We start from the raw sequence: 23,931 nt of genomic DNA, 5'->3' as shown, positions 1-23,931 counted from the left end.
CATGAGCAAGATCCTGATCCGCGGTGCGAAGATCCTCGGCGGCGAGCCCCAGGACGTCCTCATCGACGGCGAGACCATCGCCGAGGTGGGCACCGGCATCGACGCGGGCGACGCCACCGTCATCGAGGCCGACGGCAAGATCCTGCTGCCCGGCCTGGTCGACCTCCACACCCACCTGCGCGAGCCGGGCCGGGAGGACTCCGAGACCGTCCTGACCGGCACCCGGGCCGCCGCGAGCGGCGGCTACACCGCCGTCTTCGCCATGGCGAACACCTTCCCCGTCGCCGACACCGCCGGCGTCGTCGAGCAGGTGTGGCGCCTGGGCAAGGAGTCCGGCTACTGCGACGTGCAGCCCATCGGCGCCGTCACCGTCGGCCTGGAGGGCAAGCAGCTCGCCGAGCTGGGCGCGATGCACGACTCCGCCGCCGGCGTCCGCGTCTTCTCCGACGACGGCAAGTGCGTCGACGACGCCGTGATCATGCGCCGCGCCCTGGAGTACGTGAAGGCGTTCGGCGGCGTCGTCGCCCAGCACGCCCAGGAGCCGCGGCTGACCGAGGGCGCCCAGATGAACGAGGGCATCGTCTCCGCCGAGCTCGGCCTCGGCGGCTGGCCCGCCGTCGCCGAGGAGTCGATCATCGCCCGCGATGTCCTCCTCGCCGAGCACGTCGGCTCCCGGGTGCACATCTGCCACCTCTCCACGGCGGGCTCGGTGGAGATCGTCCGCTGGGCCAAGTCCCGCGGCATCGACGTCACCGCCGAGGTCACGCCGCACCACCTGCTCCTCACCGACGAGCTCGTACGGACCTACAACCCCGTCTACAAGGTGAACCCGCCGCTGCGCACCGAGCGCGACGTGCTGGCGCTGCGCGAGGCGCTGGCCGACGGCACGATCGACATCGTCGCCACCGACCACGCCCCGCACCCGCACGAGGACAAGGACTGCGAGTGGGGTGCCGCGGCCATGGGCATGGTCGGCCTGGAGACCGCCCTGTCGGTCGTCCAGCACACCATGGTCGACACCGGCCTGCTGGACTGGGCGGGCGTCGCCGAGCGGATGTCCGCCCGCCCGGCGGAGATCGGCCGCCTCGCCGGTCACGGCCGCCCGGTCGCCGCCGGAGAGCCTGCCAACCTCACCCTGGTCGATTCCGCTTACCGTGGACCCGTGGACCCCGCGGGCTTCGCCTCCCGCAGCCGCAACACCCCCTACGAGGGCCGTGAGCTGCCGGGACGCGTCACCCACACCTTCCTGCGGGGACGGGCGACGGTCGTGGACGGGAATCTCGCGTGACATCTGCACTGATCAATCTGGCGGTCGAGGAGAAGTCCCAGGCCGTCACCGACTGGGCCGCACGGATCGGCTGGGTCGTCGGGCTGCTGCTCTTCATCGCGCTGCTCTACTGGCTGATGCGCGAGGGCTGGAAGTGGCGCGGCACGCTCCAGGGCGACCTGCCCGAGCTGCCCGCGGCCCCGGCCACCGCCGCCGAGCCGCGGCTGACCATGGCGGGCCGCTACCACGGCTCCACCACCGCCGGGCAGTGGCTCGACCGGATCGTCGCGCGCGGCCTCGGCACCCGCAGCCGCGCCGAGCTCACCCTGACGGACCAGGGCGTCACCGTCGTACGGCCCGGTGCCCAGGACTTCTTCATCCCCGCGGACCGGGTGCGCGGCGCCCGGCTCGACAAGGGCATCGCCGGCAAGGTCCTCACCGAGGGCGGCCTGCTGGTGATCACCTGGGAGCACGGCGACCGGCGGATCGACTCCGGCTTCCGCTCCGACCGGGCCGCCGAACACCCCGCCTGGGTCGAGGCACTCACCCGGCCGCACCACCCGAACCACGACATGGAAGGCGCACGATGACGACCTCCACCAGGGGGACCGCCAAGGTCCCCGCCGTACTCGTCCTGGAGGACGGCCGGACCTTCCGCGGCCGCGCCTACGGGGCCGTGGGGGTGACCTTCGGCGAGGCGGTGTTCTCCACCGGCATGACCGGCTACCAGGAGACCCTGACCGACCCGTCGTACCACCGCCAGGTGGTCGTCATGACCGCCCCGCACGTCGGCAACACCGGCGTCAACGACGAGGACCCCGAGTCGAAGCGGATCTGGGTCGCCGGCTACGTCGTCCGCGACCCCGCCCGGATCCCCTCCAACTGGCGCTCCCGCCGCTCCCTCGACGAGGAGCTGAGCCACCAGGGCGTCGTCGGCATCAGCGGCATCGACACCCGCGCCCTCACCCGCCACCTGCGCGAGCGCGGCGCGATGCGGGTCGGCATCTTCTCCGGCAACAGCCTGCCCGACGAGGGCACGATGCTCGCCGAGGTCCGCCAGGCCCCCGAGATGCAGGGCGCCGACCTCTCCGCCGAGGTCGCCACCAAGGAGACCTACGTCGTCCCCGCGATCGGTGAGAAGCGCTTCACCGTCGCCGCGGTCGACCTCGGCATCAAGGGCATGACCCCGCACCGGATGGCCGAGCGCGGCATCGAGGTGCACGTCCTGCCCGCCACCGCCACCGCCGAGGACGTCTACGCCGTCGACCCGGACGGCGTGTTCTTCTCCAACGGCCCCGGCGACCCGTCGACCGCCGACGGCCCCGTCGCCGTGATGCGGGAGGTCCTCTCCCGCAAGACGCCGCTCTTCGGCATCTGCTTCGGCAACCAGATCCTCGGCCGCGCGCTCGGCTTCGGCACCTACAAGCTGAAGTACGGCCACCGCGGCATCAACCAGCCCGTGCAGGACCGCACGACCGGCAAGGTCGAGGTCACCGCGCACAACCACGGCTTCGCCGTCGACGCCCCGCTCGACGCGGCGACCGCCACGCCGTACGGCCGGGTCGAGGTCTCCCACGTCTGTCTGAACGACAACGTGGTGGAGGGCCTCCAGCTGCTCGACCAGCCGGCGTTCAGCGTCCAGTACCACCCCGAGGCAGCAGCAGGCCCGCACGACGCGGCGTACCTGTTCGACCGCTTCGTCCAGCTCATGGAGGGCCAGCGTGCCTAAGCGCACCGATATCCAGTCCGTCCTGGTCATCGGCTCCGGCCCGATCGTCATCGGCCAGGCCGCCGAGTTCGACTACTCCGGCACCCAGGCGTGCCGGGTCCTCAAGTCCGAGGGCCTGCGGGTCATCCTGGTCAACTCCAACCCGGCCACGATCATGACCGACCCGGAGATCGCCGACGCCACCTATGTCGAGCCGATCACCCCCGAGTTCGTCGAGAAGATCATCGCCAAGGAGCGCCCCGACGCCCTCCTGCCCACCCTCGGCGGCCAGACCGCGCTCAACACCGCGATCTCCATGCACGAGAACGGCGTGCTGGCGAAGTACGACGTCGAGCTCATCGGCGCCAACGTCGAGGCGATCCACAAGGGCGAGGACCGCGACCTGTTCAAGGGCGTCGTCGAGGCCGTCCGCGCGAAGATCGGCCACGGCGAGTCCGCCCGCTCGGTCATCTGCCACACCATGGACGAGGTCCTCGCGGGCGTCGAGGAGCTCGGCGGCTACCCCGTCGTCGTCCGCCCCTCCTTCACCATGGGCGGCGCCGGCTCCGGCTTCGCCCACGACGAGGACGAGCTGCGCCGCATCGCCGGCCAGGGCCTCACGCTCTCCCCGACCACCGAGGTGCTCCTGGAGGAGTCCATCCTCGGCTGGAAGGAGTACGAGCTGGAGCTGATGCGCGACCGCAACGACAACGTCGTGGTCGTCTGCTCCATCGAGAACTTCGACCCCATGGGCGTGCACACCGGTGACTCGATCACCGTCGCCCCGGCGATGACGCTCACCGACCGCGAGTACCAGCGGCTGCGCGACATCGGCATCGCGATCATCCGCGAGGTCGGCGTCGACACCGGCGGCTGCAACATCCAGTTCGCGGTCAACCCCGACGACGGCCGGATCATCGTCATCGAGATGAACCCCCGCGTCTCCCGCTCCTCGGCGCTCGCCTCCAAGGCCACCGGCTTCCCGATCGCGAAGATCGCGGCCCGGCTCGCCGTGGGCTACACCCTGGACGAGATCCCGAACGACATCACGGAGAAGACCCCGGCGTCCTTCGAGCCCACGCTCGACTACGTCGTGGTCAAGGCCCCGCGCTTCGCCTTCGAGAAGTTCCCGGCCGCCGACGCCACCCTCACCACCACCATGAAGTCGGTGGGCGAGGCCATGGCCATCGGCCGCAACTTCACCGAGGCGCTCCAGAAGGCCCTGCGCTCCCTGGAGAAGAAGGGCTCGCAGTTCGACTTCGTCTCCGCGCCCGGCGACAAGGCGGAGCTGCTGGCGAAGGCGGTCGTCCCCACCGACGGCCGCATCAACACCGTGATGGCCGCGATCCGCGCCGGGGCCACCCCGGAGGAGGTCTTCGACGCGACGAAGATCGACCCGTGGTTCGTCGACCAGCTCTTCCTGATCAAGGAGATCGCCGACGAGCTCGCCGCCGTCGGCGAGCTGGAGCCCGAGCTGCTCGCCGAGGCCAAGCGGCACGGCTTCTCCGACGCCCAGATCGCCGCCATCCGCGGCCTGCGCGAGGACGTCGTCCGCGAGGTCCGGCACGCCCTCGGCGTCCGCCCGGTCTACAAGACGGTCGACACCTGCGCCGCCGAGTTCGCCGCGAAGACGCCGTACTTCTACTCCTCCTACGACGAGGAGAGCGAGGTCGCGCCGCGCGAGAAGCCCGCCGTGATCATCCTCGGCTCCGGTCCCAACCGCATCGGCCAGGGCATCGAGTTCGACTACTCCTGCGTCCACGCCTCCTTCGCGCTCAGCGACGCCGGCTATGAGACCGTGATGGTCAACTGCAACCCCGAGACCGTCTCCACCGACTACGACACCTCCGACCGGCTCTACTTCGAGCCGCTCACCCTGGAGGACGTCCTGGAGATCGTCCACGCCGAGACCCTCGCCGGTCCCGTCGCGGGCGTCGTCGTCCAGCTCGGCGGCCAGACCCCGCTCGGCCTCGCCCAGGCGCTCAAGGACAACGGCGTGCCGATCGTCGGCACCTCGCCCGAGGCCATCGACCTCGCCGAGGAGCGCGGCGCCTTCGGCCGCGTGCTGACCGAGGCCGGGCTGCCCGCGCCGAAGTACGGCACCGCCTTCTCCTTCGACGAGGCCAAGGGCATCGCCGCCGAGATCGGCTACCCCGTCATGGTCCGCCCGTCCTATGTGCTCGGCGGCCGCGGCATGGAGATCGTCTACGACGAGCCGTCGCTGGGGGAGTACCTCACCCGGCACGCCGGCCTCATCTCCGAGCACCCGGTGCTCATCGACCGCTTCCTCGACGACGCCATCGAGATCGACGTCGACGCGCTCTACGACGGCCACGAGCTCTACCTCGGCGGCGTCATGGAGCACATCGAGGAAGCCGGCATCCACTCCGGCGACTCCGCCTGCGCGCTGCCCCCGATCACCCTCGGCGGCTTCGACATCAAGCGGCTGCGGACCTCCACCGAGGCCATCGCCAAGGGCGTCGGCGTCCGTGGTCTGATCAACATCCAGTTCGCCATGGCCGGGGACATCCTCTACGTCCTGGAGGCCAACCCGCGCGCCTCCCGCACGGTCCCCTTCACCTCGAAGGCGACCGCCGTGCCGCTGGCCAAGGCCGCCGCCCGTATCTCGCTGGGCGCGACCGTCGCCCAGCTGCGCGCCGAGGGCATGCTCCCCAAGGAGGGCGACGGCGGCACGCTGCCGCTGGACGCGCCGATCTCCGTCAAGGAGGCCGTGATGCCGTGGAGCCGCTTCCGCGACGCCTCCGGCCGCGGCGTGGACACCGTCCTTGGCCCGGAGATGCGCTCCACCGGCGAGGTCATGGGCATCGACTCGGTCTTCGGCACGGCGTACGCCAAGTCGCAGGCCGGCGCGTACGGCGCGCTGCCCACCAAGGGCCGCGCGTTCGTCTCCGTCGCCAACCGCGACAAGCGCTCGATGATCTTCCCGGCGCGCGAGCTGGTCGCCCACGGCTTCGAGCTGCTCGCCACCTCCGGCACCGCCGAGGTCCTCAAGCGCAACGGCATCAACGCCACCGTCGTGCGCAAGCAGAGCGAGGGCGAGGGCCCGGCCGGCGAGAAGACCATCGTCCAGCTCATCCACGACGGCCAGGTCGACCTGATCGTCAACACCCCGTACGGCACCGGCGGCCGGCTCGACGGCTACGAGATCCGTACGGCCGCGGTGGCCCGTGCCGTGCCCTGCCTGACCACGGTCCAGGCCCTCGCGGCCGCCGTCCAGGGCATCGAGGCGCTCACCCGCGGCGACGTCGGCGTGCGTTCCCTCCAGGAACACGCCACGGCGCTGACCGCCGCCCGCGAGGCGTAGCCACGGAAGGGGGACACCGGAAGGTGTCCCCCTCTCCGCGAGCCCCTCGCCCCTCCCCGCCCAAGAAGGCTTGAAATGTACCGTCTCCTCTTCGACCTGCTCTTCAAGCGCATGGACCCGGAGAAGGCCCACCACCTGGCCTTCGCCTGGATCCGCGCCGCCGCCCGCGTGCCGGTCCTGCGGACCTTCGTCGCGGCCGTCCTCGCCCCCCGCCACAAGGCGCTGCGCACCGAGGCCCTGGGCCTGCGGATGCACGGCCCCTTCGGGCTCGCCGCGGGCTTCGACAAGAACGCCGCCGCGATCGACGGCATGGCGATGCTCGGCTTCGACCACGTCGAGATCGGCACCGTCACCGCCCAGCCGCAGCCCGGCAACCCCAAGAAGCGCCTCTTCCGCCTCGTCGGGGACCGCGCGCTCATCAACCGCATGGGCTTCAACAACGACGGCTCGGCGGCCGTCGCGGAGCGCCTGGCGGCCCGGAAGGCCGTCTTCCGTACGACGGTGGGCGTGAACATCGGCAAGACCAAGGTCGTCCCCGAGGAGGAGGCCGTCGCCGACTACGTCACGTCCACCGAGCGCCTCGCCGCCCACGCCGACTACCTCGTGGTCAACGTCTCCTCACCCAACACGCCGGGCCTGCGCGACCTCCAGGCGGTCGACCACCTGCGCCCGCTGCTGGCCGCCGTCCGCGAGGCCGCCGACCGCACCGTGACCACCCGCCGGGTGCCGCTGCTGGTGAAGATCGCCCCCGACCTCGCCGACGAGGACGTCGACGCCGTCGCCGACCTCGCCGTCGAGCTCGGCCTGGACGGCATCATCGCCACCAACACCACCATCGCCCGCGACGGCCTCGGGCTCACGACCCCGAAGCGCACCGTCGAGGCCATCGGCGCGGGCGGCCTGTCCGGCGCCCCCCTCAAGGCCCGCTCGCTGGAGGTCCTGAGCCGCCTGTACGCCCGTGTGGGCGACCGGATCACGCTGGTGGGGGTCGGGGGCATCGAGACCGCCGACGACGCCTGGGAGCGCATCCTGGCGGGCGCGACCCTGGTCCAGGGCTACAGCGCCTTCATCTACGAGGGCCCGTTCTGGTGCCGGGAGATCCACCGGGGCCTGGCCGAGCGGCTCGCCGCCAGCCCGTACGCCACCCTCGCCGAGGCCGTCGGCGCCGAGACCCGGAAGAAGGCAGCCGCATGACCCTCGAACCCTTCGGCACCCGGCTGCGCGCGGCCATGGACGAGCGCGGCCCGCTCTGCGTCGGCATCGACCCGCACGCCTCGCTCCTCGCGGACTGGGGCCTGAGCGACGACATCGCCGGCCTGGAGCGCTTCACGCACACGGTCGTGGAGGCGCTGGCCGACCGCGTGGCCGTGCTCAAGCCGCAGTCCGCCTTCTTCGAGCGCTTCGGCTCGCGCGGCATCGCCGTCCTGGAGCGGGCCGTCGCCGAGGCCCGCGAGGCCGGCGCGCTGGTCCTCATGGACGCCAAGCGGGGCGACATCGGCTCCACCATGGCCGCGTACGCCGCCACCTACCTCGACCCCGCCTCGCCGCTCTTCTCCGACGCCGTCACGGTGAGCCCCTACCTCGGCTACGGCTCGCTGCGCCCGGCGCTGGACCTGGCGCGCGAGAGCGGCACCGGCGTCTTCGTCCTCGCGCTCACCTCGAACCCCGAGGGCGCGGAGGTGCAGCACGCGGTGCGGACCGGGGGCGCGAGCGTCGCGGCGACCATGCTGGACCACCTGCGGGACGAGAACGCGGGCGCCGCGCCCATGGGCTCCTACGGCGCGGTCGTCGGCGCGACGCTGAGCGGCTCGCTCGCCGCCGCCGGGGCCGACCTGGCGATCAACGGCCCGCTGCTCGCCCCCGGCATCGGCGCGCAGGGCGCCACCGCCGCCGACCTGCCGAAGGTCTTCGGCGCGGCCGTCCGCGACGTCGTCCCGAACGTCAGCCGGGGTGTCCTGCGCCACGGTCCGGACGTCGCCGCGCTGCGCGGGAGCGCCCTGCGGTTCGCCGACGAGGTGCGGGCCGCGGTGGAAACGGGCGGCCCGACGGCGGGTTAGCGCCTGTCCCGGACGAGCGCGGCAAAGAATTGTCGGCCAGTATGTCCGGAAAAGTCCTGGTCGAGCGAGTCTGACCAGGACTTTTCGTCTGTTCTCGCTGACTGGAGCGGGATCGGCCGCTAGTCTCCGACGAGAGCGAACGTGCAAGCGCGTTGCGCGTTGCTCCGCAGGTGTGGGCCGACTAGGTTCCACACCGGTCCGTTATCCGACAGTTCGATATCCGAGGTGACGTAGGCGTGGCTCTTCCGCCCCTTACCCCTGAACAGCGCGCAGCCGCGCTCGAAAAGGCCGCCGCGGCTCGCCGGGAGCGCGCCGAGGTCAAGAATCGGCTCAAGCACTCCGGCGCCTCGCTGCACGAGGTCATCGCACAGGGCCAGAAGAATGAAGTCATCGGCAAGATGAAGGTCAGCGCACTCCTGGAGAGCCTTCCCGGTGTGGGCAAGGTCCGCGCCAAGCAGATCATGGAGCGGCTCGGGATCTCCGAGAGCCGCCGGGTGCGCGGTCTCGGCTCCAACCAGATCGCCTCCCTGGAGCGCGAGTTCGGCAGCACGGCCGCCTGACGGTCCCAGGCACTCCCGGGAACCGGGATAATCGCTGCATGAGTACTGCAGTCTCCCGGGGGACGTCCCCCGTATCCCCGGCCAGACAACCGCGGCTGACCGTGCTCTCCGGCCCCTCCGGGGTCGGTAAGAGCACGGTCGTCGCCCATATGCGCAAGGCACACCCCGAGGTGTGGCTCTCGGTCTCCGCCACCACCCGCAAGCCGCGACCCGGCGAGCAGGACGGCGTCCAGTATTTCTTCGTCGACGACGAGCAGTTCGACAAGCTCGTCGCCAACGGGGAGCTGCTGGAGTGGGCCGAGTTCGCGGGCAACCGCTACGGCACCCCGCGTCAGCCGGTCCTGGACCGGCTGGCCGCGGGGCAGCCGGTGTTGCTGGAGATCGACCTCCAGGGCGCCCGGCAGGTCCGCGAGAGCATGGCGGACGCCCGGCTGGTCTTCCTCGCGCCGCCGAGCTGGGACGAGCTGGTCCGCCGGCTCACCGGCCGGGGCACGGAGTCGCCCGAGGTCATCGAGCGCCGCCTGGCCGCGGCCAAGGTCGAGCTGGCCGCCGAGGCGGAGTTCGATGTGACGCTCGTCAACACCTCCGTCGAGGACGTGGCGCGCGAGCTGCTAGCCTTGCTCCGTTGAACTGGGGGTATCCCCAGACCCCAGAGTTCTTGATCTCCACCCCCATCGGAAGGCAGACAGTGTCCTCTTCCATCACCGCGCCCGAGGGCATCATCAACCCGCCGATTGATGAGCTGCTCGAGGCAACCGACTCGAAGTACAGCCTGGTGATCTACGCCGCCAAGCGTGCCCGCCAGATCAACGCGTACTACTCGCAGCTCGGCGAGGGTCTGCTGGAGTACGTCGGCCCGCTGGTGGACACCCACGTCCACGAGAAGCCGCTCTCCATCGCGCTCCGCGAGATCAACGCCGGTCTGCTGACCTCCGAGGCCATCGAGGCCCCGGCCCAGTAGAGCGGCACCTTCGACGTCATCCAGGGCCCGGCAGAGCAGCTGCCGGGCCCTTGGTGTGTCATGGGGTAGGTAGAGGCCACGGAAGTGTGCGAGAGCGCGGGGAGAAGCGAAGCGATGGACAAGCCCAAGGTCGTCCTGGGGGTCAGCGGCGGGATCGCCGCCTACAAGGCGTGCGAGCTGCTGCGGCGCCTCACCGAGTCGGGACACGACGTGCGCGTCGTGCCGACGGCCGCCTCCCTGCACTTCGTCGGCGAGGCCACCTGGTCCGCGCTCTCCGGCCACCCCGCGGCCACCCAGGTGTGGGACTCCGTCCACGAGGTGCCGCACGTGCGCATCGGCCAGGAGGCGCAGCTCGTCGTGGTCGCGCCCGCCACCGCCGACATGCTGGCCAAGGCCGCCCACGGCCTCGCCGACGACCTGCTGACCAACACGCTGCTCACCGCGCGCTGCCCCGTCGTCTTCGCGCCCGCCATGCACACCGAGATGTGGGAGAACCCGGCCACCCAGGAGAACGTGGCGACCCTGCGCCGCCGCGGCGCGATCGTCATCGAGCCCGCCGTCGGCCGCCTCACCGGCGTCGACACCGGCAAGGGCCGCCTCCCGGACCCCGAGGCGATCTTCGAGGTCTGCCGCCGGGTGCTCGCCCGCGGCGCCCGGTCCCAGACCGCCGACCTCGCCGGCCGGCACGTGGTCATCAGCGCGGGCGGCACCCGTGAGCCCCTGGACCCCGTCCGCTTCCTCGGCAACCGCTCCTCCGGCAAGCAGGGCTACGCCCTGGCCCGTACCGCCGTGGCCCGGGGCGCCCGCGTCACCCTCGTCGCCGCCAACACCGGCCTGTCGGACCCCGCCGGTGCCGACGTGGTCCAGGTGGGCACCGCGATACAGCTGCGCGAGGCCGTGCTCAAGGCGGCGGCCGACGCCGACGCCGTGGTCATGGCGGCCGCGGTCGCCGATTTCCGGCCCGCCCGCTACGCCGAGGGCAAAATCAAGAAGCGGGACGGGCAGGAGCCCGCGCCCGTCGAGCTGGTCCGCAACCCCGACGTGCTCGCCGAGCTCTCGGCCGGCCGCGCCCGCCCGGGACAGATCGTCGTCGGCTTCGCCGCCGAGACCGACGACGTGCTCGCCAACGGCCGCGCCAAGCTCGCCCGCAAGGGCTGTGACCTGCTGGTCGTCAATGAAGTGGGGGAGCGCAAGACCTTCGGCGCGGAGGCGAGCGAGGCCGTGGTCCTCGCCCCCGACGGCTCCGAGACCCCCGTCCCGTACGGGCCGAAGGAGGCCCTCGCCGAGACGGTCTGGGACCTGGTGGCCGAGCGGCTCTCCTGACGCGCCGGGGTCCCCGCTGAGGCGGGGATCACAGGTCACGGCGTCGCGGATGTGCGACGGGATGTCCTAACGGCGGGATCGCCGGATAAACTGGCCTCTGGATCCGCGTCGAGCGCAGCTCTCGGCCGGGTCCGTCAATGATCAGCCAGCAGCCGCTGCAACCCCAGGGAGCGATGTGTCCCGCCGCCTGTTCACCTCGGAATCCGTGACCGAGGGTCACCCCGACAAGATCGCTGACCAGATCAGCGACACCATTCTCGACGCTCTCCTCAAAGAGGACCCGACCTCCCGTGTCGCCGTCGAGACCTTGATCACCACCGGCCTGGTGCACGTCGCCGGCGAGGTGACGACGAAGGCTTACGCCCCCATCGCCACGCTCGTCCGCAACAAGATCCTCGAGATCGGTTACGACTCCTCCAAGAAGGGCTTCGACGGCGCCTCCTGCGGCGTGTCGGTGTCCATCGGCGCGCAGTCCGCGGACATCGCGCAGGGCGTCGACACGGCGTACGAGAGCCGCGTCGAGGGCGACGAGGACGAGCTCGACAAGCAGGGCGCGGGCGACCAGGGCCTGATGTTCGGCTACGCGTGCGACGAGACGCCCGAGCTCATGCCGCTGCCGATCCACCTCGCGCACCGCCTGTCGCGCCGCCTGTCGGAGGTCCGCAAGAACGGGACCATCCCCTACCTGCGCCCCGACGGCAAGACCCAGGTCACCATCGAGTACGACGGCAACAAGGCCGTGCGCCTGGACACCGTGGTCGTCTCCTCCCAGCACGCCTCCGACATCGACCTGGACTCGCTGCTGGCGCCCGACATCCGCGAGTTCGTCGTCGAGCACGTCCTCAAGGAGCTCGTCGAGGACGGCATCAAGCTGGACACCGAGGGCTACCGCCTCCTGGTGAACCCCACCGGCCGCTTCGAGATCGGCGGCCCCATGGGCGACGCCGGCCTCACCGGCCGCAAGATCATCATCGACACCTACGGCGGCATGGCCCGCCACGGCGGCGGTGCCTTCTCCGGCAAGGACCCGTCCAAGGTCGACCGCTCCGCCGCGTACGCGATGCGCTGGGTCGCCAAGAACGTCGTCGCCGCCGGTCTGGCCACCCGCTGCGAGGTGCAGGTCGCGTACGCGATCGGCAAGGCCGAGCCGGTGGGCCTGTTCGTCGAGACCTTCGGCACCGCCACCGTCGACGTCGAGAAGATCGAGACGGCGATCTCCGAGGTCTTCGACCTCCGCCCGGCCGCGATCATCCGCGACCTGGACCTGCTGCGCCCGATCTACGCGCAGACCGCCGCGTACGGCCACTTCGGCCGCGAGCTCCCGGACTTCACGTGGGAGCGGACGGACCGTGTGGAGGCGCTGAAGAAGGCTGCGGGGCTGTAGGTCGGTAAGGCGTTCCGCGGATGCCCGGCACCCCCTGAGGGGCGCCGGGCATCCGCGCACCAGCGTCCCTGTGTCAGGTGGCGGCAGGCTGCTCCGGGCTGAAGGGGGGCAGGGGTCCGTCGTCCGTGCCTGGAGCCGACGGCGCGTCGAAGCGCTGCCGGATCGCCTGGGCGGTCTCATGGCGTGCTGACCCTTCTGCGGCATCGGCAACCCGGTCCACGAACAGCGCCCGCCCGGGATCGTCCTCGGCGAAGCCCATCGCCAACAGCATCCGGTCGAAGAGGTCGGCGGCGGTCGCCTCGCGGTCGTCCTCCTGTTCCACCTCAGGCCAGGGCACGAGGTGCTGGAACGGTTCGGGGACGCCCTGGTTGTTGGCCGCGGACGAGAGCTGTGCCAGGAGGCCGATGTCCTTGACAGTCGTGTCGATGCGGTCGTCGTTCCTCGCCAGCCACCAGACCACCGCGCTGCCGGTGTCCTTGAGCACGTCGTCACCCAAGTAGGCGCGCTTGTTCCGTTCGTATCTCCGCTCGTGTTCCCAGACCGCTTCGTCCTTGCGGACTCCGGAGAGCTTTGCGAGCCGCTCCCGGTCCTGCTCCGACAGCATGAGTTCCACGCTCTCGGCCATGGCGTACACGCGGCCGGACGGATCGGGCAGCATGGTACCCAGCTCCCCGTTCAGCTCGTGCTGGACCAGAGCGCTTCGCCCGGGTGACCGCTGGGCCGAGATCACGCGTGCCCGGGCCAGGACGGCGTCGATGGCAAGGGCGCCGGGATTGATGATCGGGGCGTCCGACGGCGCATCGATGGGGTACCACCGCACGGTGGCCGCGAGGATGAAATCGTAGTCGGGGGTGTCGCTGGGCAGAGCTACGCGCGTGATGCGCTGCTCGCGGCGCTCCAGCGGGGGAATCGGCAGGTCGGGTTCGAGTGTCAGCTCCCTGGGCAGGGGGTCCTTCCGGCGGCTGGAGATCAGTGCGACTGTCGCCGGACCCGCCATCAGGGCGGCGGCAGCGGCGAGCCAGGCCCACAGGGGCCAGCCCAGGCACTTGCCCACGATCGCCGCCAGCAATGCGCAGATGACGGTCAGAAAGAGGGTCACCGTCTTGTGGCCAGAGCTCATCGTGCGTCTTCTCCCGTTGGGTTTCGCAGACTGGTCAGCCGCTCTGCAGTCCCTGGGCGGCATCGATCATCCGGAGCAGTCGTTTTGTCGTGCCTGCCCGCCGTGCCCGTTCCCTGGGATCGGGCCCGGCGCGTGACCAGTCGCGCCCGATCAGATACAGACGGCTCAGGAGGGCGCTCGATTCGGCTGCTGCCCCGACCAGGACCCGCAGGAGAAGGTCGCCTTGGACTTCGTCGTCCGTCGCGGTGGACAGCCAGAGCCCCACAAGAGGCGCCCAAGTGGGTGGCGGGTGTTTCCGGAAGAGCGAGCCCCAGCAGGTGGACAGGTGGTGACGTACGCCGGGCTCGGCCAGGAGAGCGTGGGAGCGCGTATCGGGGTATGCGAGCAGGCAGGGGTCGGCGGTTGCTGCGAACAGGTTTCTGTCGGCAGGCCAGTGGGTGTGTTCCAGCGCCCGGGCGAGTCGGTCGAGTAGGCGTCGCTGGATGCGGCGGTCGGCACGGACGAGCCGGGCGAGGGCGTCCTGGGCCATGCCGGGGAGCGGCTCCTGATGGCTCAGGTGGTGGAGGCGGACCATGGCCTGGTCGGGGTGGCGCACTGCCATCACTTCGCCGCAGACTTCGACCAGGACGGTGAAGAGCCCTTCGGGTAGGCGGCGCTCGATCGCCCAGTAGTAGATCCTCTGACGGAAGCTGTTCCCCCACTGTTCCGAGGTCAGGCCGTGCTCCAGCGCCTGGGCGGCCGCGCGCAGCCGTACGCCGTCTTTCGGTGAGCCGGTCCAGTGCTCCACCAGAGAGATCAAATCGCCCGGCCGCTTGGTGCGTAGGCACTGCACGGCGAATCGCTCGACGAGGCCGTCGCGGTCCTCCACGGTCAGGCCCGGCAGGCCGATGGACTTCTCCACCCATGTTCGGAGGTGGTCGCGAAGACCGGGCATGGTGGTCCAGAAGTGGGTCCGGACCGCCTCCGGCCAGCCGAGTTCCCGGAAGCGCACCGTACCGTCGAAATCGCTGATCGCGTCGATGGATTTCAAGCGTTGGGCGAGGTCGTCCCGCTCCAGCAGCGGACCCTCGTCCGGGGGGTGCTGCGCGGTGCGCAGCAATTGCTCGGTGCCGAGATGGATCGCATCGGCGTGGGCTCCATCCAGCATGGCGGTGGTCAGGAGCAGGGCCCGCTGGGGGCCTTCCCGGAGGGAGGCGACATGATCGGCGACTTCCCGCTCCCGGTTCGTCACCGCACGGAGCGCCTGCTCGCACCACTGCTCGAAGCCGTCCGATCCCTCGGCGGACACTTTCGCGCGCAGGATGTAGTGCGCGAGTGCGGCCACGTCACGTAAGGGCGGTGTCCGGTCGAGGTAGGAGAGTATGTCTGTCGGCAGGTGGCTGCTGGACTCGGTGTCGAGCCCGTCCAGCCGGAGATATCGCCGCAGCAGCGCTGTGGCTGGTGGCCGCCGGAGGTCCGCACAGAAGCGTTGGAGTCCGTTGCTGTGCTGGTGGGCCAGGTGGTACGGCGGGACGACCGCCAAGTGGGCCGTGTTCCTCTCGAGCGTGTCCTGGAAGGGCCCGAGTTCGGCCCGGACAGCGGACCAGAGTTCCGCATCCCCGGCCGACAGGTCCAGCAGCAGTCGATCACCTTCTCCCACCATGTCCGGTGGGAGAAGAGGGCCTTTCTCCCTCGGATTCGGGGCCAGCTCCTGGAACGAGCCGCCCTTCTCGGTGAGCTCGTGCAGCAGCATGTGCGCTGCTACGTTCCTCCCACTCCCGGGCGGGGCGCACAGCATCACCATGCTGTTGCTCAGCAGTAGTTCGCGTGCCACGCCCAGTCCGAAGGGAGGGACGAACCGCTGGCGCAGCCAGCGGAGGTGGTTCTCGGCCACCGCGCGGGGTGTCTGGCCCCGAGAGTTGGTCAGGAAGGAGACGTTGTACTGGTCACCGGGGCCCGTGTGGACATTTCCCTGACCTCCTTCGAAGGCATTTCGGATCCAGTCACTCACCTGTCGTTGTCCTCACGGTCGGCCCTGCCGCCGAAGCGGTGGTTGATGCCGCCGTTCACCTCGCCCGTCACATACGTTGCCCCATCGCCCGAAACGGGACCGGAGAAGTGCTGCGATTCGACGTACTGGTTCCCTTTGCCCGTGTGGACGGGACCCTGAGCACCGTAGAAGGATGTGCCCACGGTGCCGTTGAAATCACGAGTCTGGACCACCCTGCCCTGGGTGCCGCCGCTGATGGAGTTGCCGGCCCCGTCCGGCGTGCTGTCCCGGTGCTCCTGTGCGTGACGGTCGGCCGTGCCGAGTTCCGGTACCAGTTCAGCCAGAGTGTCACCGATGCGGGCGAGGTCCGCGTCCGCGTTCTGGTGGTCCAGCCGCAGTGACTGGAGATCGGCGATGTGGGCAAGTTCCTCAGGCAGGGCGTCGGCCGACAGCCGGTCCACCGTACGGCCGTCCAGGATGGGGAGGACAGGAATGCCGATCTCGAAGGCCTCAAGGATCTCCTTGCGTACCCAGTCGTCGTGGTGACGTAGCCGCGGATGAGCGGCCCACTGCGCTCCGACGACGGCGAGCAGGATCGAACTCCGGCGCAGAGCTTTCAGGATGGCCGTGGGGAACGGCTCGCTCGGTTTGATGGACTTCGAGGCGCGGAAGATCCTCTCGCTCCCGAAGCGGTCGGACAGCCGTGTTTCGATCAGAGTCGCGCTCTTCTCGCCATCGCCGGTGCGGTAGTTGATGAAGACGTCAGGCATGGTGGTTCCCCTTCTCGGGTACGGGCGGATCTACTGGGTACGGACAGCGCGCAGGGCAGCGGTGAGTTCGGGGACGAGATCGCGCACTGAGGCGTTTCGCGCGTGGCGGGCCAGCGTGCGCTCCAGGCGGGCGAGGTCGGTCGCGACGGTGGCCGAACCGACGGAGACCGTGGTCGCCAGCAACGGCCCGGCCACGGCACAGGCCCGGTCGACTTCACCGGCCGCGGCATGGGCGAGGGCTTGGCGCAACCCGTAGCGGGCGTGGGAGCGCAGGGCGCCGTTGGGTAGTGCGGCGACCTGTTCGTCCAGAACCGCAGCTGCCCGCCGGGGGTGTCCGAGGTCGTACAAGCACCAGCCCGTCACCATGGCGACCGGGTCGGTCAGGTTCGTCGTGCCGATGACGGGAGACGCCTGGTCGGAAGGGTGGACGGCGAGGAGCATACGAGCACGGTCCAAGCACCGCATGCACGAGGCGTAGCTCCCGGACAGCGCGTGCCCCTGGGCCTCCCGCTGGGCGGCCAGCCCTAGGATGCGGGGTGGTAACCGGCCCTTCTGAGCTTGCTGGGCCAGGGCTATGGTCTCGTCGCCGTCGCCCCGGTACAGGGTGATCAGCGCCCGGCGGACCAAGGCGTAAGCGGCCAGGTCCTGGTCACCACCGGCGGCGGCCATGTCGACGGCGCGCTGTGTCCACCACAGAGCGGATGTGTCGTCCCCCGTTTCCTGGACCAGCCAGCCGATGTATTCGGCGTAGCGGGAGGCGAGCTTCAACAGGCTCTTGCGCGTTCGTGGGGCGGAGTGCTGTGCCAGGCTCCTCAAGGTGTGGGTCTGCGCGATCAAGGTCGGCAGCAGAACCTCGGGACCGGCTGCTTGGCCGAGCTTCCGGTACTGCGCGAAGAGAGACGTGTACGTCTCCAGCACAGCGGTGCCTTCGAGATCTTCCGCGTGGCGTGGGGTGCCGAGCCCCAGCCGGACGACGGAGGCGGCGGCACCTGTCACGACATCCCGCCGTGGCAGGGGCTGGAACCAACTCGCTCCGTCCGGGGACAAACGCATCGACCACACCTCGTCATCCGTCGTGATGCTCGTGTGCATGGGTGGTGCCACGGGCGCCCGTCCGGGCACCAGGGACACCAGCGCGCCACCGGCCCCCAACGCCGCGTCGCAGAGCCGGGCCAGCTCCGGACTTGGGCGTTGCTGACCGCGTTCGACCTTGCTCAGATGGCTTTTGCTGAAGTGCACGCGTTGCGCCAGGGACTCAAGAGTCATGCCGTCGGCCAGGCGCAGCCTGCGAAGCTCCGGGCCGAAGCGAGTCGGCTGCTCGAACACAAGAACCTCCCCCACCGGTTGTCCCGGCAGCCGACGGGAAGCCGCAAGCCAGATTGCGATCCGCTGCCACGGACGAACAAGGCGGATGCCGGTGTTTCCTGTTTCCTCTTTGCGGCCCCGACGGCAGGAAACAGCAACATCCCCGGGCTGTCGACAAGGCCTCGGCTGCCTCGCGCGTGGGCCGGCCCAGCTCCGCACGCCACCGCCGCTGTCAGTGCGGTCTGCTAAGACTTGAGCTGTGAGCAGTGACAAGGGGGCGGGGGAGCCGCAGGGTGGGGAGCAGCTGGCGCTGATCCGGGAGACCGTGCGGCAGGCCAAGGTGCCACGGGCCAAGCCGCGTACGTGGCGGGGGGCCGCGCTGGCTGAGGAGTTTCCCGTGGCCCGGGTGCTGGTGGACAAGGGGCTCATCCACCTCGACCAGTTCTTCGACTACGCCGTGCCCGCCGCGATGGACGCCGAGGCGCGGCCGGGGGCGCGGGTGCGGGTGCGGTTCGGGGCCAGGGTCGCCAAGGGGCGGCGCGAGGGCGGTGAGCTGCACAACGGGTTCATCGTCGAGCGCCTCGCCGAGAGCGACTACCGCGGCCCGCTGGCCCCCCTCGCCCAGGTGCTCTCCCCGGAGCCGGTGCTCGGGCCCGAGCTGCTGAAGCTCTGCCGCGCGGTCGCCGACCGCTATGCCGGGACCCTCGCGGACGTCGTCCAGCTCGCCGTGCCGCCGCGCAGGGTCCGCGCCGAGGCCGCCGCGTCCCCCGATCCACTGCCCCCGCCCGTCGCGCCGGAGCCGGGCAGCTGGTCGCGTTACGCCACCGGGCCCGCCTATCTCGCCGCCGTCGCCCGTGGCGACTCGCCGCGCGCGGTGTGGACGGCGCTGCCCGGCCCGCGCTGGCCGGGCGAGCTGGCGCGCGCCGCCGCCGCCGCGCTGGCCTCGGGCCGGGGCGCGCTGGTCGTCGTGCCCGACGGCCGCTGCGCCGCCCGCGTCGACGCGGCACTGACCGAGCTGCTCGGCGAGGGCCGCCATGTGCTGCTGACCGCCGAGACCGGCCCTGAGGAGCGCTACCGCCGCTGGCTCGCGGTCAGCCGGGGCTCGGTGCGGGCGGTGGTCGGCACCCGCGCCGCGATGTTCGCGCCCGTGCGCGACCTGGGCCTCGCGGCCATCTGGGACGACGGCGACTCCAGCCACAGCGAGCAGCACGCCCCCCAGCCGCACGCGCGTGAGGTGTTGCAGCTGCGGGCGGCCCACGAGAAGGCGGCCTTCCTGCTCGGCGGCTTCGGCTGCACCGTCGAGGCCGCGCAGCTGGTGGACACCGGCTGGGCGCTGCCGCTCACGGCCGCCCGCGAGCAGGTCCGGGCGGCGGCACCGCTGATCCGCACGGTCGGGGACGCCGAGCAGGCGCGGGACGAGGCCGCGCGCGCCGCCCGGCTGCCCTCGCTCGCCTGGCAGACCGCGCGGGAGGGCCTCAAGCACGGGCCGGTGCTCGTCCAGGTGCCGCGCCGCGGGTACGTGCCTCGGCTGGCCTGCGAGCGGTGCCGGGAGCCCGCGCGGTGCGCGCACTGCGCGGGCCCGCTGGAGGCCCGGGGCAACGACGGCGGCCTGCACTGCGGCTGGTGCGCCCGTGAGGCCCCGGACTGGCACTGCGCAGAGTGCGGCGGCGCCCGGCTGCGCGCCATGGTCGTGGGGGCCGGGCGCACCGCCGAGGAGCTGGGCCGGGCCTTCCCGGCCGTGCCCGTGCGCACCTCGGGCCGTGACCACGTGCTCGACACCGTTCCCGACCGCCCGGCCCTGATCGTCTCCACGCCCGGAGCCGAGCCGGTCGCGGAGGGCGGCTACGCGGCGGCCCTGCTGCTGGACGGCTGGGCGATGCTCGGCCGCCCCGACCTGCGGGCGGGCGAGGAGGCGCTGCGCCGCTGGCTGGGTGCCGCCGCGCTGGTGCGCGGTCAGGACGCGGGCGGCACGGTGGTCGTCGTCGCGGAGCCCACGCTGCGGCCCGTGCAGGCGCTCGTGCGCTGGGATCCCGCCGGGCACGCGATGCGGGAGCTCGCCGACCGCGCCGAGCTCGGCTTCCCCCCGGTGTCCCGCATGGCCTCGGTCTCCGGTCCGCCGGAGGACGTCGCCGACCTGCTCGCCGCGGCGGAGCTCCCGGAGGACGCGGAGGTGCTCGGGCCGGTGCCCCTGCCGGTCACGGCCGCGGGCCGCCCGCGGCGCCCCGGTGACCCGCCGCCGGGGGAGCGGTGGGAGAGGGCCCTGCTCCGGGTGCGCCCCGGCCGCGGCGCGGCGCTGGCCGCGGCCCTCAAGAGAGCCCAGGCGGCCCGGCTCGCTCGCCGGGACGGGGAGCCGGTGCGGTTGCGGATCGATCCGCCGGACATCGGCTGACGGCTCGCCCCCGGCAGGGTGGCCGCTGATGCGGACACCGCCGGTGGGTCACGGTCATGGCCGGATACGCGGCCTGCCGCATCACCATCGCCGGTGACCCCGTGGCGGTCGGGCGCCGTCGCGCCGGAAGTCGCGGCGGAAGTGAGGCGCCCGGCACGGGACACGCGGGGCTCGCCGGTCCCGACGCGACGGGCGGGGCCGTGCGAGCCGCCCGCAGGGTCAGCCGTTGCGCGGGCCCGGGAAGGCAGGGGGGCGCGGCTCGTCGCGGGTGACGGTGGACTGGCCTGGCACGGTGCGGGCGGCGGGCACGACCGGTACGGCGGACGGCTCGGCCGTACGGACGGTCTCCGTGCCCTCGGTGGTGGCCTGCCCGCTGGAGCGGCGCGCGCCGTAACGCCGGTGCACCGCCTGCTTGGTGACCCCGAGCGCCGAACCCACCGCGTCCCACGAGAAGCCCAGCGAGCGGTCGAAGTCCACCGCCGCGGTCACCAGCGTCTCGACGCTGTCCCGCAGCTCCTGGGCCAGCCGGACGGTCGGTGCGGGTGCCCGCCCGTAGACGACGAAGCCGGCGGAGGGGCCGGTGCGTCGGGGGCGGTAGACATTGCCCAGCTGGGCGGTGAGGGTGCGCAGGGCGTCCACCTGCCTGCGGACCCGCTCGATGTCCCGGACCAGAAGATGCAGGCTGGCCCGTGCCTGGGCGTCGTGGGTTGCGTGGTCGGCCATGAAGAAGCCTCTCGGACCGGCGGGGTAAAAGGACTAAAAAAGGGCGAGAGTTGACATCCAACGCAAGCGGGCCGCGGCAGCGGCCCGTTCAGGTCAATCTCTCTTGACCACAACGCGCCACGGCCCGCCGGGTCACGGTATGGGGGCGCACATCCGCCGGAATGGGGCGCGGCGGCGGCTCGTACGCCCCCTGATTCCGGGGCCTCTAGACTGGTGGGCTGTTCCGCTCGGCGCTCGAGGAGAGGTAGTTCGTCACCCATGAGGCTCGTCTTCGCCGGTACCCCCGAGGTCGCCGTCCCCGCCCTCGACGCCCTGATCGCCTCCGGCCGCCACGAGGTCGTCGCCGTCGTCACCCGGCCCGACGCCCCCGCCGGGCGCGGCCGCCGGCTGGTCGCCAGCCCCGTCGCCCAGCGCGCCGAGGAGGCGGGCATCGAGGTGCTCAAGCCCGCGCGGCCGCGCGACGAGGACTTCCTCGCCCGGCTGCGGGAGATCGCCCCCGACTGCTGCCCGGTCGTCGCCTACGGCGCCCTGCTGCCCAAGGCCGCCCTGGAGATCCCCGCGCACGGCTGGGTCAACCTCCACTTCTCGCTGCTGCCCGCGTGGCGCGGCGCCGCCCCCGTCCAGCACTCGATCCTCGCGGGCGACGAGGTCACCGGGGCCTCCACCTTCCTGATCGAGGAGGGCCTGGACTCCGGGCCCGTCTTCGGCGTGCTCACCGAGGAGGTCCGGCCCACCGACACCAGCGGCGACCTGCTGACCCGGCTCGCCTTCGCGGGCGCCGGGCTGCTCACCGCCACCATGGACGGCATCGAGGACGGCACCCTCGAGGCGGTCCCGCAGCCCGCCGAGGGCATCTCCCTCGCCCCGAAGATCCAGGTCGAGGACGCCCGGCTGGACTGGTCCGCGCCCGCCCTGCGCGTCGACCGCGTCGTGCGCGGGTGCGCGCCCGCGCCGGGCGCGTGGACGGTCTTCCGCGGCGAGCGGCTGAAGGTGATGGCCGTCTCGCCCACGCCCGACCGCGACGGCCTCGCGCCCGGGGAGATCGCGGCCGCGAAGAACTCGGTGCACGTCGGTACGGGTTCGCACGCGGTGCAGCTGCTCTGGGTGCAGCCGCAGGGCAAGAAGCCGATGGCCGCCGCGGACTGGGCGCGTGGAGTTCGCATCGCGGAGGGGGAGCGGCTCGGCTCCGCCGGCTAGCCGTCCGCGGCCGGGCCCGTCGGCCGGGTGGGGGTGGCGCCGTCCGCACCACCGCTCCGCGGCGGTGTCCTCGAACGCCGGACGGGCCGCACGCGGCCGACGCGGGTGCGCGAGGGCGCCCACGCCGTACCGCGTACGCTGGACCCTTCACCACTTACGCCCCGGAGCACCTTTCGTGAACGATCAGGCCCCTCGCCGCCCCGCAAAACCGCACCGCCGGCCCAAGAAGGACCCGGTACGGATCCTCGCCTTCGAGGCGTTGCGGGCCGTGGACGAGCGGGACGCGTACGCGAACCTCGTGCTGCCGCCCCTGCTGCGCAAGGCCCGCGAGAAGGGCAAGGAGCAGGGCGGCCTCGACGCGCGCGACGCCGCGCTCGCCACCGAGCTGGTCTACGGGACGCTGCGCCGCCAGGGGACGTACGACGCGATCATCGCGTCCTGCATCGACCGGCCGCTGCGCGAGGTCGACCCGCCGGTGCTGGACGTACTGAGCCTGGGCGCGCACCAGTTGCTCGGCACCCGCATCCCGGCGCACGCGGCGGTGTCGGCCAGTGTCGAGCTGGCGCGGGTCGTGCTCGGCGACGGCCGGGCGAAGTTCGTCAACGCGGTCCTGCGCCGCATCACCGCCCACGACCTCGACGGCTGGCTGGAGAAGGTCGCCCCGCCCTACGAGGACGACCCCGAGGAGCACCTCGCCGTCGTGCACTCGCACCCGCGGTGGATCGTCTCCGCGCTGTGGGACGCGCTCGGTGGCGGCCGCGCGGGCATCGAGGACCTCCTCGACGCCGACAACGAACGGCCCGAGGTCACCCTCGTGGCCCGGCCCGGCCGGGCCACCCCCGAGGAGCTGCTCGCGGCGGTCGGCGAGGAGTCGGCGCTGCCCGGCCGCTGGTCGCCGTACGCGGTGCGGCTCGCCGAGGGCGGCGAGCCCGGCGCGCTGGACGCGGTGCGCGAGGGCCGGGCGGGCGTCCAGGACGAGGGCAGTCAGCTGGTCGCCCTCGCCCTCGCGAACGCTCCGCTGGAAGGCACCGACGGCCGCTGGCTGGACGGCTGCGCGGGCCCGGGAGGCAAGGCCGCCATGCTCGGCGCGCTCGCCGCCCGGCGGGGCGCCGCGCTGCTGGCCTCCGAGAAGCAGCCGCACCGCGCGCGGCTCGTCGAGCGGGCCCTGGCCGGCAACCCCGGCCCGTACCAGGTCATCGCCGCCGACGGCACCCGCCCGCCGTGGCGGGAGGGCACCTTCGACCGCGTACTCGTCGACGTGCCCTGCACCGGGCTCGGCGCCCTGCGGCGGCGCCCGGAGGCGCGCTGGCGCCGCCGTCCCGAGGACCTCGCCGGCTTCGCGCCGCTCCAGCGCGACCTGCTGCGGGAGGCGCTGCGGGCCGTACGCGTCGGCGGCGTCGTCGGCTACGCGACCTGCTCGCCGCACCCCGCGGAGACGCGCGCCGTCGTGGAGGACGTCCTCAAACGGCAGGGCGTGGACGCGGAGTGGATCGACGCGCGGCCCCTGATGCACGGCGTCCCGGCGCTGGGCGAGGGCCCGGACGTCCAGCTGTGGCCCCACCTGCACGGCACGGACGCGATGTACCTCGCGCTGCTGCGCCGGGTGTCCTGACGGACGGTACGCCGGTGCGGGCGGGGCCCCTGCGGGATTTTCCCAGGACCCCGTCCTTCCCGTCCGTGTCCGATTCGCGGCTCCGCCGCTTGTCCTCGAGCGCCGGACGGGCTGGAGGTGCCGGCTACGGTTCGCGGAACCCGGCCTGTCCGGCATTTCGAGGACCACACCCGGAGGCGGCTCCCGCCGTGGGCGGCAACGGACCCGTGGTGGACCCGGGCGATCCCCGCGCACGCGGCATGGCAAGCTAAACGCATGGCC

19 protein-coding genes are annotated in these 23,931 nt (G+C 72.1%); 14 read left to right on the top strand and 5 right to left on the bottom strand.

The window, feature by feature from the left end; translation table 11 throughout:
- Position 1: 1 nt before the first annotated feature.
- From ACZ4A5_RS12350 to metK, 11 genes are all read left to right on the top strand, one after another.
- Positions 2–1,288 (top strand): dihydroorotase, encoded by a 1,287-nt coding sequence (locus tag ACZ4A5_RS12350; RefSeq protein ID WP_467581836.1) that lies wholly within the window; start codon positions 2–4, stop codon positions 1,286–1,288.
- Positions 1,285–1,857: a PH-like domain-containing protein gene (locus ACZ4A5_RS12345; protein WP_467581834.1), complete on the top strand. Its 573-nt coding sequence runs from the start codon at positions 1,285–1,287 to the stop codon at positions 1,855–1,857. The genes ACZ4A5_RS12350 and ACZ4A5_RS12345 overlap by 4 nt, the downstream gene beginning before the upstream one ends.
- Positions 1,854–2,996, top strand: coding sequence for a glutamine-hydrolyzing carbamoyl-phosphate synthase small subunit (gene carA, locus ACZ4A5_RS12340; protein WP_467581832.1), 1,143 nt, complete (start codon positions 1,854–1,856; stop codon positions 2,994–2,996). Before ACZ4A5_RS12345 ends, carA begins: the two co-directional genes overlap by 4 nt.
- Positions 2,989–6,300, top strand: coding sequence for a carbamoyl-phosphate synthase large subunit (carB, locus tag ACZ4A5_RS12335; RefSeq protein ID WP_467581830.1), 3,312 nt, complete (start codon positions 2,989–2,991; stop codon positions 6,298–6,300). The genes carA and carB overlap by 8 nt, the downstream gene beginning before the upstream one ends.
- A 75-nt stretch (positions 6,301–6,375) precedes the next feature.
- Positions 6,376–7,494, top strand: a complete 1,119-nt coding sequence (locus ACZ4A5_RS12330) for a quinone-dependent dihydroorotate dehydrogenase (RefSeq protein WP_467581828.1) — start codon at positions 6,376–6,378, stop codon at positions 7,492–7,494.
- On the top strand, positions 7,491–8,357 hold the full coding sequence (gene pyrF, locus ACZ4A5_RS12325) for an orotidine-5'-phosphate decarboxylase (RefSeq protein WP_467581827.1): 867 nt from the start codon (positions 7,491–7,493) through the stop codon (positions 8,355–8,357). Before ACZ4A5_RS12330 ends, pyrF begins: the two co-directional genes overlap by 4 nt.
- A 236-nt stretch (positions 8,358–8,593) precedes the next feature.
- On the top strand, positions 8,594–8,917 hold the full coding sequence (locus ACZ4A5_RS12320; protein WP_398872765.1) for an integration host factor: 324 nt from the start codon (positions 8,594–8,596) through the stop codon (positions 8,915–8,917).
- A 38-nt stretch (positions 8,918–8,955) separates the two neighbouring features.
- The gene (gene gmk, locus ACZ4A5_RS12315) at positions 8,956–9,546 is read left to right on the top strand and encodes a guanylate kinase (protein ID WP_398872763.1); all 591 of its coding nucleotides are present in this window, start codon (positions 8,956–8,958) and stop codon (positions 9,544–9,546) included.
- Between the two features lie 59 nt (positions 9,547–9,605).
- A complete protein-coding gene (rpoZ, locus tag ACZ4A5_RS12310) occupies positions 9,606–9,878 on the top strand; it encodes a DNA-directed RNA polymerase subunit omega (RefSeq protein WP_004948662.1) in 273 nt (90 codons plus the stop codon).
- 114 nt (positions 9,879–9,992) lie between these two features.
- Positions 9,993–11,201, top strand: coding sequence for a bifunctional phosphopantothenoylcysteine decarboxylase/phosphopantothenate--cysteine ligase CoaBC (gene coaBC / locus ACZ4A5_RS12305; protein WP_467581825.1), 1,209 nt, complete (start codon positions 9,993–9,995; stop codon positions 11,199–11,201).
- A 175-nt stretch (positions 11,202–11,376) separates the two neighbouring features.
- A complete protein-coding gene (gene metK / locus ACZ4A5_RS12300; RefSeq protein ID WP_398872758.1) occupies positions 11,377–12,585 on the top strand; it encodes a methionine adenosyltransferase in 1,209 nt (402 codons plus the stop codon).
- Between the two features lie 73 nt (positions 12,586–12,658).
- On the opposite strand, the gene ACZ4A5_RS12295 is transcribed toward metK, so the two are convergent.
- Genes ACZ4A5_RS12295 through ACZ4A5_RS12280 form a run of 4 tightly spaced genes read right to left on the bottom strand, consistent with a single transcriptional unit; the run spans position 12,659 to position 17,770 of the window.
- On the bottom strand, positions 12,659–13,705 hold the full coding sequence (locus ACZ4A5_RS12295) for a hypothetical protein (RefSeq protein ID WP_467581823.1): 1,047 nt from the start codon (positions 13,703–13,705) through the stop codon (positions 12,659–12,661).
- Between the two features lie 34 nt (positions 13,706–13,739).
- Positions 13,740–15,695 carry a hypothetical protein gene (locus ACZ4A5_RS12290; RefSeq protein WP_467581821.1) on the bottom strand — a complete coding sequence of 652 codons (1,956 nt, stop codon included), beginning with the start codon at positions 15,693–15,695 and terminating at the stop codon, positions 13,740–13,742.
- Positions 15,692–16,444 (bottom strand): toll/interleukin-1 receptor domain-containing protein, encoded by a 753-nt coding sequence (locus ACZ4A5_RS12285; protein WP_467581819.1) that lies wholly within the window; start codon positions 16,442–16,444, stop codon positions 15,692–15,694. The genes ACZ4A5_RS12290 and ACZ4A5_RS12285 overlap by 4 nt, the downstream gene beginning before the upstream one ends.
- A 30-nt stretch (positions 16,445–16,474) precedes the next feature.
- Positions 16,475–17,770 carry a helix-turn-helix domain-containing protein gene (locus ACZ4A5_RS12280; RefSeq protein WP_467581817.1) on the bottom strand — a complete coding sequence of 432 codons (1,296 nt, stop codon included), beginning with the start codon at positions 17,768–17,770 and terminating at the stop codon, positions 16,475–16,477.
- A 238-nt stretch (positions 17,771–18,008) separates the two neighbouring features.
- On the opposite strand from ACZ4A5_RS12280, the gene ACZ4A5_RS12275 reads away from it, so the two are divergent.
- The gene (locus ACZ4A5_RS12275; RefSeq protein WP_467581815.1) at positions 18,009–20,138 is read left to right on the top strand and encodes a primosomal protein N'; all 2,130 of its coding nucleotides are present in this window, start codon (positions 18,009–18,011) and stop codon (positions 20,136–20,138) included.
- 219 nt (positions 20,139–20,357) lie between these two features.
- Here the strand turns inward: ACZ4A5_RS12275 and ACZ4A5_RS12270 are convergent, their stop codons facing one another.
- Complete coding sequence (locus ACZ4A5_RS12270; RefSeq protein ID WP_467581813.1) at positions 20,358–20,861, bottom strand: hypothetical protein; 504 nt, start codon at positions 20,859–20,861, stop codon at positions 20,358–20,360.
- A 258-nt stretch (positions 20,862–21,119) separates the two neighbouring features.
- On the opposite strand from ACZ4A5_RS12270, the gene fmt reads away from it, so the two are divergent.
- Positions 21,120–22,058, top strand: coding sequence for a methionyl-tRNA formyltransferase (gene fmt / locus ACZ4A5_RS12265; protein WP_467581811.1), 939 nt, complete (start codon positions 21,120–21,122; stop codon positions 22,056–22,058).
- 175 nt (positions 22,059–22,233) lie between these two features.
- On the top strand, positions 22,234–23,670 hold the full coding sequence (locus tag ACZ4A5_RS12260; RefSeq protein ID WP_467581809.1) for an RsmB/NOP family class I SAM-dependent RNA methyltransferase: 1,437 nt from the start codon (positions 22,234–22,236) through the stop codon (positions 23,668–23,670).
- Positions 23,671–23,931: the final 261 nt, after the last annotated feature.

Source organism: Streptomyces sp. NPDC025618 (assembly GCF_055558795.1).
Note: the sequence above shows the minus strand (reverse complement) of the source record. Positions and strands in the feature narration are given on the sequence as shown.